12 protein-coding genes are annotated in these 14,634 nt (G+C 73.5%); 7 read left to right on the top strand and 5 right to left on the bottom strand.

Annotated elements, in window-relative coordinates; all coding sequences use genetic code 11:
• Positions 1 to 820: 820 nt before the first annotated feature.
• On the bottom strand, positions 821 to 1,330 hold the full coding sequence (locus AAHZ94_RS14085; protein ID WP_349993207.1) for a MerR family transcriptional regulator: 510 nt from the start codon (positions 1,328 to 1,330) through the stop codon (positions 821 to 823).
• A 186-nt stretch (positions 1,331 to 1,516) separates the two neighbouring features.
• Here AAHZ94_RS14085 and AAHZ94_RS14080 point away from each other — a divergent pair, with 186 nt between their 5' ends.
• Complete coding sequence (locus AAHZ94_RS14080; protein WP_349993206.1) at positions 1,517 to 2,917, top strand: MFS transporter; 1,401 nt, start codon at positions 1,517 to 1,519, stop codon at positions 2,915 to 2,917.
• A 138-nt stretch (positions 2,918 to 3,055) separates the two neighbouring features.
• On the opposite strand, the gene AAHZ94_RS14075 is transcribed toward AAHZ94_RS14080, so the two are convergent.
• The gene (locus AAHZ94_RS14075; protein ID WP_349993205.1) at positions 3,056 to 4,234 is read right to left on the bottom strand and encodes a flavin-containing monooxygenase; all 1,179 of its coding nucleotides are present in this window, start codon (positions 4,232 to 4,234) and stop codon (positions 3,056 to 3,058) included.
• 708 nt (positions 4,235 to 4,942) lie between these two features.
• Here AAHZ94_RS14075 and AAHZ94_RS14070 point away from each other — a divergent pair.
• On the top strand, positions 4,943 to 5,584 hold the full coding sequence (locus AAHZ94_RS14070) for a GNAT family N-acetyltransferase (protein ID WP_349993204.1): 642 nt from the start codon (positions 4,943 to 4,945) through the stop codon (positions 5,582 to 5,584).
• Positions 5,585 to 5,658: 74 nt separating this feature from the next.
• Here the strand turns inward: AAHZ94_RS14070 and AAHZ94_RS14065 are convergent, their stop codons facing one another.
• Together AAHZ94_RS14065 and AAHZ94_RS14060 are read right to left on the bottom strand one after the other, a co-directional pair.
• Complete coding sequence (locus AAHZ94_RS14065) at positions 5,659 to 6,327, bottom strand: pyridoxine/pyridoxamine 5'-phosphate oxidase (protein ID WP_349993203.1); 669 nt, start codon at positions 6,325 to 6,327, stop codon at positions 5,659 to 5,661.
• A gap of 146 nt (positions 6,328 to 6,473) precedes the next feature.
• Entirely contained in the window at positions 6,474 to 7,358 is an 885-nt protein-coding gene (locus tag AAHZ94_RS14060) for a hypothetical protein (RefSeq protein WP_349993202.1), read from the bottom strand.
• A 713-nt stretch (positions 7,359 to 8,071) separates the two neighbouring features.
• Between AAHZ94_RS14060 and AAHZ94_RS14055 the strand changes: the two genes are divergently transcribed.
• Together AAHZ94_RS14055 and AAHZ94_RS14050 are read left to right on the top strand one after the other, a co-directional pair.
• Positions 8,072 to 9,289, top strand: a complete 1,218-nt coding sequence (locus AAHZ94_RS14055; protein WP_349993201.1) for a S8 family peptidase — start codon at positions 8,072 to 8,074, stop codon at positions 9,287 to 9,289.
• Positions 9,290 to 9,739: 450 nt separating this feature from the next.
• Positions 9,740 to 10,300, top strand: coding sequence for a DinB family protein (locus tag AAHZ94_RS14050; protein ID WP_502964669.1), 561 nt, complete (start codon positions 9,740 to 9,742; stop codon positions 10,298 to 10,300).
• 275 nt (positions 10,301 to 10,575) lie between these two features.
• Here AAHZ94_RS14050 and AAHZ94_RS14045 read toward each other — a convergent pair whose 3' ends face one another.
• Complete coding sequence (locus AAHZ94_RS14045; protein ID WP_349993199.1) at positions 10,576 to 11,223, bottom strand: TetR family transcriptional regulator; 648 nt, start codon at positions 11,221 to 11,223, stop codon at positions 10,576 to 10,578.
• Between the two features lie 777 nt (positions 11,224 to 12,000).
• Here AAHZ94_RS14045 and AAHZ94_RS14040 point away from each other — a divergent pair.
• The 3 genes from AAHZ94_RS14040 to AAHZ94_RS14030 all read left to right on the top strand — a co-directional run.
• Positions 12,001 to 12,768: a VOC family protein gene (locus AAHZ94_RS14040; RefSeq protein WP_349993198.1), complete on the top strand. Its 768-nt coding sequence runs from the start codon at positions 12,001 to 12,003 to the stop codon at positions 12,766 to 12,768.
• A 657-nt stretch (positions 12,769 to 13,425) separates the two neighbouring features.
• Entirely contained in the window at positions 13,426 to 13,692 is a 267-nt protein-coding gene (locus AAHZ94_RS14035) for a response regulator transcription factor (protein ID WP_349993197.1), read from the top strand.
• Between the two features lie 738 nt (positions 13,693 to 14,430).
• The coding region (locus AAHZ94_RS14030) for a hypothetical protein (RefSeq protein WP_349993196.1) at positions 14,431 to 14,634 on the top strand (204 nt) is incomplete at its 3' end.

The raw sequence follows: 14,634 nt of genomic DNA, 5'->3' as shown, positions 1-14,634 counted from the left end.
GGCGGCAGCGTCAGTTGTGTAACAGAGACAGGGCGGCCCCGACGGGCGCGGGGCGGCGCCGGCGCCCGGCCCCGGGGCGACGGTGGCCATCGAGCGCGCGGCGTCGCTCGCCGGCGCGTGGCCCGCGTGCCGCCGCGCCGCGCACTAGAGGGGAATCATTAAGTCCAGACCAGGTGTTGACGTGTCGTGTTCGATTGATCACCCTTAGGTGCAGCGATGCGTCGGAGGGGACGTCGAGGACGGCTCGTATCCGGGGTCCTTCGGACGCCCATGGGCTGCTGCCTCGGCGCGCTACGGATCGCGGTTCGGCGCGGCGACAGGGCAGCGGCGCCGAATGGGGCTGGCGGTGCGCGGTGCCGTGCTCGGGGCGCGCACGAGCGCACCGCCAAGCCCTGCATTTGTGCGGGGCGCCTGGGCGGCGGGTGGTGGGCTGAGGGCGGTGGGGCGTGGGTGGTGGGTCGTGGTGGCTCAGCCGCCTGCCCGCCGGTTGTGGTGCGTGGTGTGCGGACGCCGCCCCGCGTGGCGCCCCTGACGGCTTCGGGCGCCACCTTTCCGCGTGGCTTGTTCTGGCACGGGGCCTCTTGGTGCGGGTTCCTTTTATGTGGGTGCTGTGGGTGCTGTGGGTGCTGTGGGTGCTGTGGGTGCGGTGGGTTTGGGGCGTTCCGCGGCCGGGCGTTGGCCGGCCGGCCGTTCGGCGCCGCGCCGTACCGCGTGCCCCGCGCCATCGCGTACCGCGCCGCGTGGCGTCGGGAGCGGCGTCAGCGTCTGGACGGGGGCGCCGGACCCGCCGTTGTCGCCGGGGGCTGGCGGGGTGGTGGGTTCAGCGCGGGTGTTGGGGGGCGGCGGCGATGACCTGGTTGAGGAGGGTGCGGGAGGCCAGGAGTTCGGCTACCTGGCTGTCGATCCGGTCCCGTTCGCGGCGCAGTTCGTCGGCGAGCTCCGGTGTGCACGGGCGGAGCACCCCGTCCCGCTCGCAGACGCTCGGCAGGAGGCGGGCGATCACGGTGGTGGTCAGGCCGGCGGCCAGCAGCGTGCGGATGTACGCGACCAGCCGTACGTCGTCCTCCGCGTAGACCCGGTACCCGTTCCCGAGCCGGCGGGGGCGGAGCAGGCCCTGCTGTTCGTAGTAGCGCAGCAATCGGACGTTGACGCCGGTGCGTTCGGCGAGCTGGCCGATGCGGAGGGCGTCCCGGGCGGGCGGCGCGCCATCCGTCGGGGCCGGGGCCGGGGCCGAGACCTGCGGCGGCGTGGTCGGCGTCGTCGGCGGCGTACGGGGCGTGCGGGTGGTGTCGCCGGTGGTCCGGGCGGCCTGTCGGGTCTGCGCGCGCACGGGTGCCCCTTTCGCTTGGCTGCGCTGCTGTTGTCCTGCTGTTGTCCTGCGGGTTGCCGGGCCGGTGCGGCTTCCAGTCTCCCCGGCGCCACGGGGTGCCAGGTGCCGGTGGACGACGGTCGGCGGTCGGCGGCCGACATCGAATGGCTTGACCCTGACACCGGTTAGAGGCTTTATCGTCGCGCCATGGCCTACCGAGAACTTGCCACCCGTCCCGTAGGGAACTGGGCACTCGTCGCCGTCGCGGCCCGTATGCCCGTCGCGATGGCGCCCTTGGCGCTGGTCTTCCTGGTGCGGGAGCGACCCGGCGGCTACACGCTGGGCGCCGTGCTCGCCGCCGCGTACGTCGTCGGCGAGGTCGTCGGCGCGGTCACCCTCGGCGCGCGGCTGCGGCCTGACCGGGCGCGCCGGTCGCTCGCCGCCGGGCTCGCGGTCGGGGCCGCCGCCTTCGCGGTGTTGGGGCTCGCGCCCGGCGCGCACCCCGTCGTGCTCGCCGGGGTCGCGGCCGTGGCCGGCGGGGCCCCCGGCGCCGCACCCGGTGGCATGCGCGCCCTGCTGACCAGCCTGGTGCCGGAGCGCCTGAGCACCCAGGTGCTCAGCGCGGAGTCGATGCTGACGTACGCCGTGTGGACGGCCTCGCCCGCACTGGCCACCGGGCTCGCGCTGGGCGTCGACCCGGTGGTTCCGCTGCTGCTCGCTGCGGTGCTCGCGGGGGCCGCGGCGGCTGGTCTGTGGGCCCTGCCGGCCGGCTGGCACGCGGACGCCGGCGACCGGGACGGCGTGTCCATGACGCGTACGCTGGCCGGCGCCTGGCCCGTCTACGCCACCGGCGCGGCGGCGCTCTCGCTGCTCGCCCTCGCCGAACTCGTCCTGCCCGCACTGCTCGAACAGCGCGGCATCGCGGTCGGCTGGTCGGGGCCGGTCCTCGCCGGCTACTCGGTGGCCGCGGCCGTGGGGGCGGTCGCGTACGGGCTGCGCGGCTGGCCGGGTTCGCTGGCCCGGCAGAGCCTGGTGCTGATGCTCGCCGTCATGGCGTGCGTGGCCGCGGCGGCCGTGCTGCCCGGGATCGGCCTCATCGCGGCGGCCATGCTGCTGGCCGGGCTGCTCCAGTCCGGGGTGCAGATGACGCGCACCCTCGCCCTGCGCGCGGCGCTGCCGGCGAGCGCACTGGCCGCCGGGTACTCGGTGATGTACGCGGCGGTCGGCCTCGGCTACGCGCTCAGCGCCACCCTCTCGGGCGTCGTGCAGAAGGCGACGTCACCGGCGACGGCGATCCTCGCCGGGGTGGCGTTCGCCCTGCTGCTCACGCTGGCTGCCGCAGCCGGCGAACGGGGGGCGGCGACCGGCCGTACCGAGCGGGCGGGGACGGGGACGGGTACGCGTACGGGGGTGAGTGCGGGTGCGGGTGCGGAGACGGGTGCGGGTACGGGTGCGGCTGGGGAGTCGGGTTCGGGCGCGGGTACGCGCGCGGGGGCGGGCGAAGAGGCGGGCGAGGGTGAGAGCGCGGGTGTGCGCGTGGGGACGAGCGAAGGGACGGGCGAGGGCACGGAGATGGGTGCGGACGCCGTCGACGGCGCGTCTGGTTAGCCCGGTGGGTACGGCACGTACCACCGCGCCCCGTACGGCACGTACCACCGCGCCCCGTACGGCACGTACCACCGCGTCCCGGATGGCGCGTGCCACCGCACTGCGCATGGCACCGGCCACCGCGCGCCGTACGGCGTTTCAGCCCAGGTCGCGGGCGATGCGCTTGGCTATCTTGCGGGACTCGGTGGCCAACTCCCTGAGCATGCCGCTGGCCGGGTTGGCGTAGCCGGTGAAGTAGAGGCCGGGGGAGGCGGCCAGCCGGCGGGACCCGCGCACCAGGGGGCTGCCCTGCGAGTCGAGCACGTCGAGGTGGCCGACGAGCGGGTCGAGCCCGGGGCGGTAGCCGGTGGCGGCGATCACCACGTCGGCGTCGATGCGGCTGCCGTCGGCCAGGACCGGCTTGTCCCCGTCGAAGGAGGCCAGCGCCGCGACGACCTCCACCCGGCCCTCCCGCACCGCCCGCACGATCCCGGTGTCCCGGACCGGCACGGCCCCCGCCCTGGCCCGCGAGTAGAGGCCGGCGCCCCCGGCCACGGCGGGCCGGGGCAGCCCCTGGGCGGCCAGGTCCGGGGCGCAGAGGCCGGCCCGTACGGCCGCTAGCCGGTCGCTCACGCCGACCGGCAACCGGCGGGCGAGCACCGCGGACCGCTGCGCCGACCAACCGAGCCGCGACCGGCGCACGATGTGCGGCGCGGTGCGCACCGCGAGCCTGACCCGGCCGGCGCCGCCGGCGGCGAGATCGGCGGCGATCTCGGTGCCCGAGTTGCCGGCCCCGACCACCAGGACGTCCTTGCCCCGGTACGGGTCGGCGGCCCGGTAGTCGGCCGCGTGCAGCAACTCCCCGCCGTACTCGGCCCGCCCCGGCCACTCCGGCAGGTACGGGGTGTGGCTGTGCCCGGTGGCGACCACGACCGCCGACGCCGCCAGTTCGCGGCCCCCGCTCGCCCGCAACACCCAGCCGCCCGCCGCGCCCTCCCCGCCCGCAGCCCGCTCGACCCGCGCGACCTCGACCCCGGTGACGCACTCCAACCGGTGGTGCTCCACGTACTGCTCCAGGTAGCGCACCAGGTGGTCGCGGCTCACCCAACGCCCGTACGCGCGCGGTATCGCCAGCCCCGGCAGGGCCGACATGCGCCGCGTGGTGTGCAGGCGCAGCCGGTCGTAGTGGGCCCGCCACGCCCCGGCGACGGCGTGCTGGCGCTCCAGGACCACGGCACGCACGCCCCGTTCGCCGAGCGCCGCGGCTGCCGCGAGGCCGCCGGGGCCGCCGCCGATCACGTACACGGGGGTGTGGGGGGCGGGAGTTCTGTCGGCCATGAGCGTGAGCGTAGTCGGATGATTGACGGGTTTCGGTCAAACCGGTACCGAATCGGTTGCGGAACGATTACGGGTGGCAACGCGTTGCGCCCTGCCGGCGGGCCCGAGCGCCTCCGCCCGCGGCCGGTCCGCGTACGACGTTCCGGGCGCCGACCACCTCGCACCCGGGCGCGGGTCCGTCCCCCGTAGGCGTCTCGTCCCGTTGTCGCTTTCGGTCGGTTGCTCACGCTATATCGCGCCTATTGCTTAGTAGTTGGGCACTTTCATGACGCATGGTCGAGAAACTTAGTGATGTCACGATTGGTGCGGCCGGGCGCCCGGCGCGGGCTGGCGTGTGTCGCGGGGGCGTCGGCCGGGGTGGGGTGGGTCGGTCGGCGGCCGTTCGGCCAACCCGTCCACGGTTGCTGTCCGCGCCCGGCCGGGGTGGTGCGGCGGTGGCAGTCACTCCGGCGCGCTTCTGTGCGCCCTGGGGGCACGGTGGGCGCCACTCAGTGCACCGGGCGCGGTGTGCCGTGAGCGGCGTGCCGCAAGGAGTGCCGAGAGGAGTGCCGAGAGGAGTGCCGGGGGGTGGTGTGTCGACCGATGCGGAAGCTCGGTGCGGCCGGGAACGACCGCCCCGGTGGGCCCCGGGCGGCCCCGGCGGTGTTGAATGCGGGGGCGGACGGGGGAGACGGCTTACGGGCAGGCGGGGAGCGGGAGGAGAGGCGGATGCTGGAGCCGGTCGAGTTGGAGATGTACGGGCTGGTACTGCGCCCCTGGGAGGAGGCCGACCTGCCCGCCATCGAGCGCGGCCTGGCCGATCCGGAATACCGCCGCTGGAGCGCCGTCAACTCGCCGGCGGCCTTCCCGAACGGCGCCTGGGACTTCCTGTGCACCCGAACCGACGGGTGGCGCCGCGGTGACATGGCCGCCTTCGCCATCACGGACCTGGGGACCTCGGCGGTGCTCGGCAGCGTGTACGCGGGCGCACTCGACTTCGACCACCGCAGCGGCCGGGTCGGCTACTGGGTACTGCCCGAGGCGCGCGGCCAACGGGTGGCCGCGCGCGGCCTGGAGACCATGACGCGCTGGCTGTTCCAACACGTCGGCCTGCACCGGCTCGAACTCGGCCACGCCGTCGGCAACGACGCCTCCTGCCGGGTCGCCGACCGCTGCGCCTACCGCGTCGAAGGCATCTTCCGCGGCGCCATGGTGGACCTGACGGGCACGCCGCGGGACATCCACGTGCACGCCAGGCTCGCCACCGACCTGCCGCCCTACCGGTTCGGCCAGACCGCGGTCCCGGCAGCCGCCGACACCGCCCGCGCCAACACGCCGGCCTGGGCGGCGGCGCCCAACCCGCAGGACTGAACGCCACCTGCCGCACGCCGCCCGGGCTGCCCGGCCGCCGCTGCGCCCGGCCGGCTGCCCAGCGGCCCCGCCCGCTACGGCCAGAGCAGGTCGCGCGCCCAACCCTCGGGCGTGGTGCGGTAGCGCAGCCGTACGTGGCGGCGTTGCCCCTCGCCCTGGAAGAACTCCACTTCCTCCGGGTCCAGGACGTACAGCGTCCAGGTCGGCACCTCGGCGTCCGGCTCCCGGTGCGCGCGTTCCCCGGCGGCGGCCGCCGCCCGCGCCAACTCCTCGTACGCGGGCAGAACTTCGCTCTGCCGGCCCACCAGGGCGGCCGCCAGCGCGCCGGGGGAGCGGGGGTGCAGGTCGGCGGAGCTCTCCTCGGGGCCGGCCGCGGGGACCCGGCCGGTCAGCCGGATCTGCCGGCCCACCCGTGGCCAGTAGAAGCCGAGCGCGGCCTGGGGCCTGGCCGCGAGCTCCCGGCCTTTGCGGCTGGTGCGGTGCGAGGCGAAGTGCCAACCGTGTTCGTCGGCGTCGTGCAGCATCACCACCCGGGTGGCGGGGCGACCCGCCTCGTCGGCCGTGGCCAGGGTCATGGTGTGCGGTTCGCGCACGCCCGCGTCCGCCGCCTCGTGCAGCCAGCGCTGGAACAGGGGCAGGGGTTCGGCGGGGGCCGCGGCCGGGTCGAACCGCGGCAGCGGGTCCGTCCACACCCGCAGGGAGTGCAGCCGTTCGCGGAACGCGCGCTGCTCGTCATCGCTCATCGGGGTCATCACCTGCCCCATCATCGCCCGCCGCACCGCCGGGAGCCGGGCTGCCCCGCCCCCGGTCTCCCCGCACCTGCCCGCCCCCCGGCCCCGCTCGTGCCAGTGCTCGGGTGTCAGCGCTGCGCGCGCCAGGGCCCCGCGCATCAGCGGCCCGAGGGTTCGTCGGCGCGGTCGGGTGGGCCGCCGGTGGAAGCGCAGTGGCAGTCCGGGGGCTGGGCGTGCGGGGTGCGGGGCCCGCGGGGCCGGTGGGTGGATATGTATGTCTGGGAGAGGGCCACCACCACGCTGTCGTACGGGGTCTGGCGGCGGGGCGCGGTGAAGTGGACGGCGCGGTCGGGGGTGCCGGTGCGGTAGACCCGGACGGCCTGGCTGCCGGACTCCACCTGCCGCACCTCGCGCCACGGCAGGGGCGTGCCGTCCAGGAACAACTCCTCCGTGGAGAGGGCGAAGCTGCCGTACGCGACCGTGCCGCCGCGGGCCAACCGGTGTGCTGCGCGCGGGAGTTCGTCGGCGGCTGCGGTGGCGGCTATCTGCTCCGCGGCCTCGCCGCCCACCGCGTACAGCGTCTCGCCCTCCCGGGTGCGGACGTCCGCCCACTCGACGGGCTCGGCCACCCCGCCGTGCGGCGAATACGTGGCCTCCCGGAACGAGCTCACCCGGGCCTCGGACCAGGGCAGGGCGCGGACCTCCGGGCCGTGGGTGAGCACGAAGCCGTGCTCGAAGCAGTGGAAGACGGTGGCGGGCGGGCCCTTCCACTCCTGCCACACCCGGGTGCCGAGCGGGACCACCACGCTGAGCACCAGCAGCCCGACGCCCACGAACCGGCCGACCGTGCCCACCTCGCGGGCGGACGTGACGCCGGCCGCGGTGACGGCCGCGCCCACCATGAACATCAACACGCTGAGCAGGCAGCCGAGACAGGCCGCCCGGTCGTGCTCACACTTCGCGCTTCCGATGAAGCGGCCGAAGTCACGCCGATCCGCCATGACCCGTACGCCGCTCTCCGGTAACTCCTTCGACAGCCTCAACGCTCGCCTCCTCCCCGCGCCCCATGGCTACCCGGTGTGATGCCACGAGCACAGCACCATGTATAGCGCGCCGCACTGACAAACGCGTCGCCCAGCGAGAAACTGCTGGTCAATCATGGTGTAGAGGGAGTGGATCACGGCCGGCTCCGGCCGGTGGTCAACCACCCGGGGGGCCACAACTCAGGCCAAAGGTCGCCCAGTCGCCCCGATGCGTGACATCTCGTACGAAGCCCTGCCTCGTTGCGTCCCGTCCCGTCGTGCCCCGACCGCGGCGCCACACCCACCGCCCAAACGTCCAGCGCCCCGCGCGCCGTCGAACTCCGCTCAAGCCAAGCCGTTTCGCCGGGGTCACTGGATGTGCACAACACCCACCACCCCGCGCGGGTTTATGTGAAGGGCGTCACCCTGAAGTCCCGTAAGGCGGAAGAGAATTGGTCCGTACTAATGTCGGCGGGCCTTGGAGGAAGTTCGGCGAATGCGGTCAAACGGGAACGCGGATTAAGATCATCAGGCGTCAATTCCCGGGCTATGTCCGTATTTTGGCTCATTGTTTATTGCCGCTTGTTGCCATCCGGGTAACAGGGCGAACGGGTTATTGAAATGACCATGGGGAACCATGCAGAGTCTTTGCAGGCGCGGCGGAAAACATCCCGCCGCGCAGCGTGGTTGCAACAAATTCCCCCCACAACACGCAAGCGAAGGGTCAACTCTTCATGGCATCTCACAAGCGCATCAGCAGCCGTCGTCTCACCCTGGCGATAGGCGCCGCCGCGGCGGGCGCCGCCGGCGCGTTCGTGGCCGTTCCGGCCGGGGCCGCCGACTCGCCCGCCGAAGGCACCGTCTACGGCGCGGACGCCAAGGGCGCCATCGACGGCAGCTACGTCGTCATGCTCAAGGGCGACCGCGGCGTCAAGGCCGCCGACACCGGCAAGGAGCTGGCCAAGGAGTACGGCGGCCAGCTCTCGCGCAGCTACACGTCCGCCATCAACGGCTTCGCGGCCAAGGGCCTGACCGAGACCGAGGCCAAGCGCCTGGCCGCCGACCCGGCCGTGGCGAAGGTCGTACAGAACAAGACGTTCAAGGCGACCGGCACCCAGGACAACCCGCCGTCGTGGGGCCTGGACCGCATCGACCAGGCCGACACCCAGGGCGACGGCACGTACGCGTACCCGGACGGCGCGGGCGACGGCGTCACCGCGTACGTGATCGACACCGGCGTGCGGGTCACGCACAAGGACTTCGAGGGTCGGGCCACGCACGGCTTCGACGCCGTCGACGGCGACGACTCGGCGGACGACGGGAACGGCCACGGCACGCACGTCGCCGGCACCATCGCCGGCGCGGACCACGGCGTGGCGAAGAAGGCCAAGATCGTCGCCGTACGGGTGCTCAACGACCAGGGCTCGGGCACCACCGAGCAGGTCGTGGCCGGCATCGACTGGGTGACCGAGCACCACCAGGGCCCCTCGGTCGCCAACATGAGCCTGGGCGGCGGGGCCGACGAGGCGCTGGACGCGGCGGTCCAGAAGGCCATCGAGTCCGGTGTCACCTTCGGCGTCGCGGCCGGCAACGAGTCGACCGACGCCGGCCAGAGCTCGCCCGCGCGCGTGCCCGAGGCCATCACGGTCGCCTCCAGCACCGAAACCGACCAGCAGTCGAGCTTCTCCAACTACGGCGACATCGTCGACATCTACGCCCCCGGCTCGGACATCACCTCCGCCTGGAACACCGGCGACGACGCCACCAACACCATCTCCGGCACCTCGATGGCCACCCCGCACGTGGTGGGCGCGGCAGCCGTCTACCTGGGCGGCCACCAGGACGCCACCCCGGACCAGGTCGCCAAGGCCCTCACCGAAGGCGCAACCCCGGACAAGATCAGCAACCCGGGTCCCAGCACCCCGAACAAGCTGCTCAAGGTCGTCGAGTAGGCCCCTCGCCGCGCGGGACTTTTACGCGCGACACCTCGGTGTGAACCCGCCTCGTGAACCTCTTGTCTAAACCCACGGCGCAATCCCCGCGCGGCCGGTCGGCCGCATCACCGCGCGGCTGGTTGACCGCGTCGGCGCCGCGTGACTCCGTGGCCGCGTGACGTCGCATACGAGTACGGGCTGGGGCATGCACGCGGGCGGGCGCATGCCGACGCGTTGGGAAAGCAGAAGACTCCGCACCGCCGAGCCGAATCCGTCGAATTCGGCTCGCTCCCAGCGGAATCCACGGGAATTCCGCAAGGAATCCAGGGATCTGCAAGGAATCCAGGGAAAGGGTGGATTCCGCTGGGATGGTGGTGCGGAGCGGTTTCCGTGGCCGGTGGGTTCGGTGGGGCGGGCGGGAGCGTAATCCGCTGGCGGGCCGGGGACGCACCGGCGAGCATGGCGCGCATGAGCGAACAACCCGCGCGATGGACCAAGGCCACCGTCTACCCCGACATGTGGGCCGACCCGGCCGACGACCCGCGCAACAGCGAGGGCGTCAGCCCGGACGGCGAACTGGCGACGCTGGCCGACTTCCTCGCCGGCTACCGGCTGACGCTGCGGATGAAGTGCGAGGGCCTGGACGCGGAACAGTTGGCGCGCCGCTCGGTGCCGCCGTCGACGATGTCGCTGCTCGGCCTGGTGCGCCACCTCGCCGAGACGGAGCGCGACTGGCGCAACTGGCTGACCACGGACGAGCCGTTGCCCAAGCTGTACGGCGCGAAGGACGCGGACTTCCACGGCGCGGTGGCCGACCAGGCCGTGGTGGACGCCGCCCACGCGGACCTGGAGCGCGAACAGGCGGCGACCCACGCCGCCCTGGCCGGCCACGCGGACCTCGGCGAACGCGTCGGCAGGGACGGCGTCGCGGTGCGCGAACTGCTGGTGCACCGGGTGGAGGAGTACGCCCGCCACTGCGGCCACGCGGACCTGCTCCGCGAGCGCATCGACGGCAGGGTCGGCCAGTAGCCAGTAGCCAGTAGCCCGTTCGCGTACGCGGGTGGTGGCAGGTGTGTGTCCGGCGTGTGTGCGGCCGGACGGCTACGCGCGCGTGCGGGTGCGTACCGGTGCGGGTGGGTGTCTGCCCGTACCGAAGGTGCGACGGGACGTGCGGGAGTGCGGGGCGTATGGGCCGTACGGGCCGGGACGAGAACGCGGGGCGGGGGCGCGCCGGGCCGGCGGTGCCGGTGCGGTGGTGGTGGTGGCGTGCCGCCGCGGGGCGGTCGCCCGGGCTGCTTCCCGGGCTACTTCGTGGGCTTGCGGCCCGTGACGCCCAGGTGGACCAGGAGGGCGAGGTTGGGCTTCAGGTCGGCCTGCTTGACGCCCGAACTCTGGAAGCCCTTCTGGTGCGCGGCGACCGCGGCGAGCATGGTCACCAGCGAACCGGCCACGGCGGCGGGGCTGACATCCTTGTCGACCTTGCCCTTGGCCTGGAGTTCCTTGATGGAGTCGGCCAACGAGCCGGTCACGGCGTTGATGAGCTTCATGCGGAGCTTGTAGAACCGCTTGTCGCCCTCGGCCGCACCCAGGTCGACGACGCGCAGGATGGCATCGTTTTTGCGCCAGAAGGAGAGGAAGCCGTCCACGAGTTCCTCGGCCGACTGCCAGCCCGCCTTCCCCACCCAGGAGCGGCCCGCCACCAGTTCGGTGAGCCCTGCACCCTCCTGAGCCGTCTCTTCGGCGAGCTCAAGGACGGCGCCCTCGACGTCGGGGAAGTACTGGTAGAACGTCGCGGGTGAGGTGCCGGCGCGGCGTGCGACATCGATGACCTTGACGTCTCTGTACGGCGAGGAGCTGAGCATCTCGCTGAGGCAGTCGAGCAGCTTCTGCCGCGTCGCCTGTCCGCGGCGCCCGGCCACCCGGCCGTCAACCGTGCGAACTTGTCCTGTCATGCCGTCAGCTTACCGAGGGGTGATCAGAGCGCGATCCGGCCGCCGGCAAATGGGGTGCGGCCCGGAACGGCTTGAGAAAGTGCACTTCAGGCGGGGTGTACTGGGTACAGGGCGGTCATTGGGGCAGCCATCTACCGCGCGACGTGGATTCGGCCGGATGGATGATTCCTGTTATCAACAGCCTGTGGATAACTTCGGTGGATAACTCGTGCCCGCTGTGTGGAGGCGGCGTGTGCGACGCCCTTTCGCCTGCTGTTCGCCTGCCGTACGGATTCCGTCGGCATCGCCGACCCGGGCGGCGATTAGTGGCTTCGGGGCTCGCGGGCGACGGCGCTGGGGCGGCGGGATGCCGGCTGCGCCGTTAGCGTGGCTGATAAGGCACTTGCCGTGTGCCGAGATCCCTGCATGGGAGGACGCGGAGCGATGGCCGTATCGCCGGAGCGCTCGGAGCCCCCGGAGTTCCCCGGGCCCCTGGAGTCCCGTGGAACCCCGGGTGCCTCGGACTTTCCAGAACCCCCGGAAAACGCAGAACCCCCGGAAAACGCTGAAACCCCAGGTCCCCCGGAAAGCTCGGAATCCCGACGGTTCCCGGAATCCCCTGGGCCCACGGAATCCCCGGCATCCCGAACACCCCCGGCATCTCCAGTATCCCCGGCGTCCCCGGTGTCTCCGACATCCCCGAAGTCCCCAGCATCCCCGGGTGCCCCGGTGGACCCGCCCGGTGCGGTCCCCGCCGGGCCGCCGCGGGGCCGGTTCCCGGAGGGCGCGCCCTGTTGGGTGGACGCCGCCCTGCCGGACGTCGCCGCCGGCCGGCGCTTCTACGGCGAACTGCTCGGCTGGACCTTCGGCGGCACCGCGCCCGAGTACGGCTCGTACACCCAGGCGTTCCACGACGGGAAGAACGTCGCGGCGCTCGCCGCCAAGCCGGACGGGCGGATGCCGACCGTCTGGAGCGTCTACCTGTCCACCGCCGACGTGGTGGCGACCGCGCAGCGGGTCCGCGCCGCGGGCGGTGCGGTGATCATGGAGCCGGTCCGTACCGGAGACTTCGGCACGGTGGCCGTGGTCGCCGACCCCGACGGCGCCGTCTTCAACCTCTGGCAGGCCGGCAGCCATGCGGGGTTCGAGGCGCAGGGGCAGCCGGGCGAGTACGGCTGGGCCGAGGTCTACGCCCGCGAACCGGAGCGGGCGGACGCCTTCTACGCGGCCGTGTTCGGGCTGCGCGCCGAGCCGGACGAGGACGCGGGGTCGCCCGGCGCCGTCCGCTGGGTGCCCGCCGGCAGCCCGGCCGGGGCGCGGCACGCGGTCGGCGGCCGGGGCCTGATCAACACCCGCTACCCCGCGGAGATGCCGGCCCACTTCCTGACCTACTTCGTCGTCGAGGACTGCGACGCGGCCGTTGCCGCCACCCAGCGGCTCGGCGGCCGGATCGTCATCGACCCGGTCACCACGCCGCACGGCCGCTCGTCGGTGGTCGTCGACAACCAGGGCGCGAGGTTCGCCGTCATCGACACCAGGACCCGCGGTGACGCCCCGACGGGCTGAGCGCAAGCACCGGTGGCGCCGGCGCGCGGCGTCCGGCATGATCAGCCCCGCTCTACCGGACCGTCACTGACCGCTTTCCGTGCGGCAGGCGTACGCGGGCGCGAGGGTGTGCGGAACCGATGCCCGTTGCATCCCCGTACCGCCGCTGTCTGTACGACGCCTCGCGCGTGCCGCTGCCTAGCGGAGCGCCGCGGCAGGGGCCGGCGCCCGAGGGGTGGTGCCCAAGGGAGACGCCCCCTGCGCGGCGCGGTGCGTTCCGGTGGTGCGTGGGGATGGCAACTACCGGCCGTTCTGCGAGGGCTGGGCGCGCCCGCGGTGGGCATACGCCCTTCCGGCGGGCTGGCGCGCGGACGGGCCGGCGGTCGGGCTGGTCGGCGGGGGCGCCGCGCACCGGGTCGCCGCCCGGGCCCGTGGCGGAGCGCCCGGCCCTCCGGCGGGGCCGCGCCGCACTCCGGTCGGGCGTCGGACTTCCTTTGATATAAGGCGAGTTATTGTCTTATCGGTTATCAGGTGCTGGTCATAACAGGTGGCTTGAGTCACTCATCGTGCGCCGGTCGGTGCCACTTTCGTCATCCTCTGCTCTCATGGGTCCACCACGAGTTGGCCTGGATGGGCCTCGTCTTACGGGGAGGGCACGTGCAATCACGGGGGCGTTCGATGGGCACGGGCGAAGAGAAACCGCATACGACACCGAGGCGTTCCATTCCGGATCTCTCCTTACTGACCAAACGTGAGGTAGAAGTCCTCCTGTTACTGGCCGACGGCGAATCCAATCGCTCACTTGCCCGCCAGCTCGATATCGCCGAACGCACGGTGCGGGCCCATGTGACGAGTCTGATGCGCAAGTTGGGTGCCCGGTCGCGCGGGGAAGCCGCATTGTTCGTCTACCGCCATCACGGTGCGCTGTCGGCGGATGCGGCATAGTCCCGCCAGGGCTCGCAGACTTCGTACGGAAGCGCCCGAGGCAGCCGAATCGGCTATGCCCGAAGTGGCAAGAGTGGCGATGCGATCGTGGCGCACTGTGTCGGCGGAAGGGCGAACTTCCGTACGGCCCGGTGATGTTGGCGATGCGCACGGCCACCGTCTGACCGTGGTCGGCCGGCGGCGGAGTGCGCGCCGTGGCACGGCGGGCGGCAGGGCGCACAGGGGGACTCCGGGAGGGGGAGCGTCATGCGCGCTCTGACATATCCACTGGCCATCGACAGGGCATCGGTCCCGGACCGTTCGACCATTTACTGAATTCGACTCCGTCCCTTCGCCGGGCGCCGCGCGAAGGCGTACGGGCCGCCGGTTCGTGCCCTTCTCCCTCGCTTGGCGGCCGTCATCCGGCGTATGTCCAACCGCCCCGAACGGGGCGCGGGACCCCGTTGCGTACGGCAGCCGCCCCGCCCCGAAGGGCCCGTCGAACCCGGCGGGAGCTGCGGGCCCGGCCGCCCATCAGCAGCCCCCGCGCTCGCACGAGCGGCGGGCGCAGGTCGCGCCGACCCGCCGGGCCAGGCCGTGCGGTCGCTCCGCTCCCGCAGCCGGTCACGTCCCCAAAGCCGCCACGCTTCCGCAGGTCGGACGGCTGGTGCCCGGCCGCGGCCGGTAGTGTCCGGCGCGGTCCTGCCGGGTGCGCGGCGGCTGCGGCGGGGCGCCGGACGGCGACCGGGCCGGGCGTGGGTGCCGGCGTGGGCGCACCGGGCCGAGGGGCCCCCCGGGCGGGGGGGGGGGGGGGGGGGGGGGGGGGCCCCCCGCCCCCCCCCCCCCCCCCCTGTTTGGGGGGGGGGCGGGGGGGGGGGGGGGGGGGGGGGGGGGGGGGGGGGGGGGGGGGGGGGGGTCGTGGTGGCTCAGCCGCCTGCCCGCCGGTTGTGGTGCGTGGTGTGC

This window comes from Streptomyces sp. HSW2009, from assembly GCF_040240285.1.
Taxonomy (GTDB): domain Bacteria; phylum Actinomycetota; class Actinomycetes; order Streptomycetales; family Streptomycetaceae; genus Streptomyces.
This window is presented reverse-complemented; position numbering and strand designations above follow the sequence as displayed.

Excerpts from the sequence above, each read along its gene's own strand:
- AAHZ94_RS14080 (WP_349993206.1), top strand. The coding sequence starts at position 1,517 with ATGGCCTACCGAGAACTTGCCACCCGTCCCGTAGGGAACTGGGCACTC.
- AAHZ94_RS14075 (WP_349993205.1), bottom strand. The coding sequence starts at position 4,234 with ATGGCCGACAGAACTCCCGCCCCCCACACCCCCGTGTACGTGATCGGC.
- AAHZ94_RS14070 (WP_349993204.1), top strand. The coding sequence starts at position 4,943 with ATGCTGGAGCCGGTCGAGTTGGAGATGTACGGGCTGGTACTGCGCCCC.
- AAHZ94_RS14065 (WP_349993203.1), bottom strand. The coding sequence starts at position 6,327 with ATGAGCGATGACGAGCAGCGCGCGTTCCGCGAACGGCTGCACTCCCTG.
- AAHZ94_RS14055 (WP_349993201.1), top strand. The coding sequence starts at position 8,072 with ATGGCATCTCACAAGCGCATCAGCAGCCGTCGTCTCACCCTGGCGATA.
- AAHZ94_RS14050 (WP_502964669.1), top strand. The coding sequence starts at position 9,740 with ATGAGCGAACAACCCGCGCGATGGACCAAGGCCACCGTCTACCCCGAC.
- AAHZ94_RS14045 (WP_349993199.1), bottom strand. The coding sequence starts at position 11,223 with ATGACAGGACAAGTTCGCACGGTTGACGGCCGGGTGGCCGGGCGCCGC.
- AAHZ94_RS14035 (WP_349993197.1), top strand. The coding sequence starts at position 13,426 with ATGGGCACGGGCGAAGAGAAACCGCATACGACACCGAGGCGTTCCATT.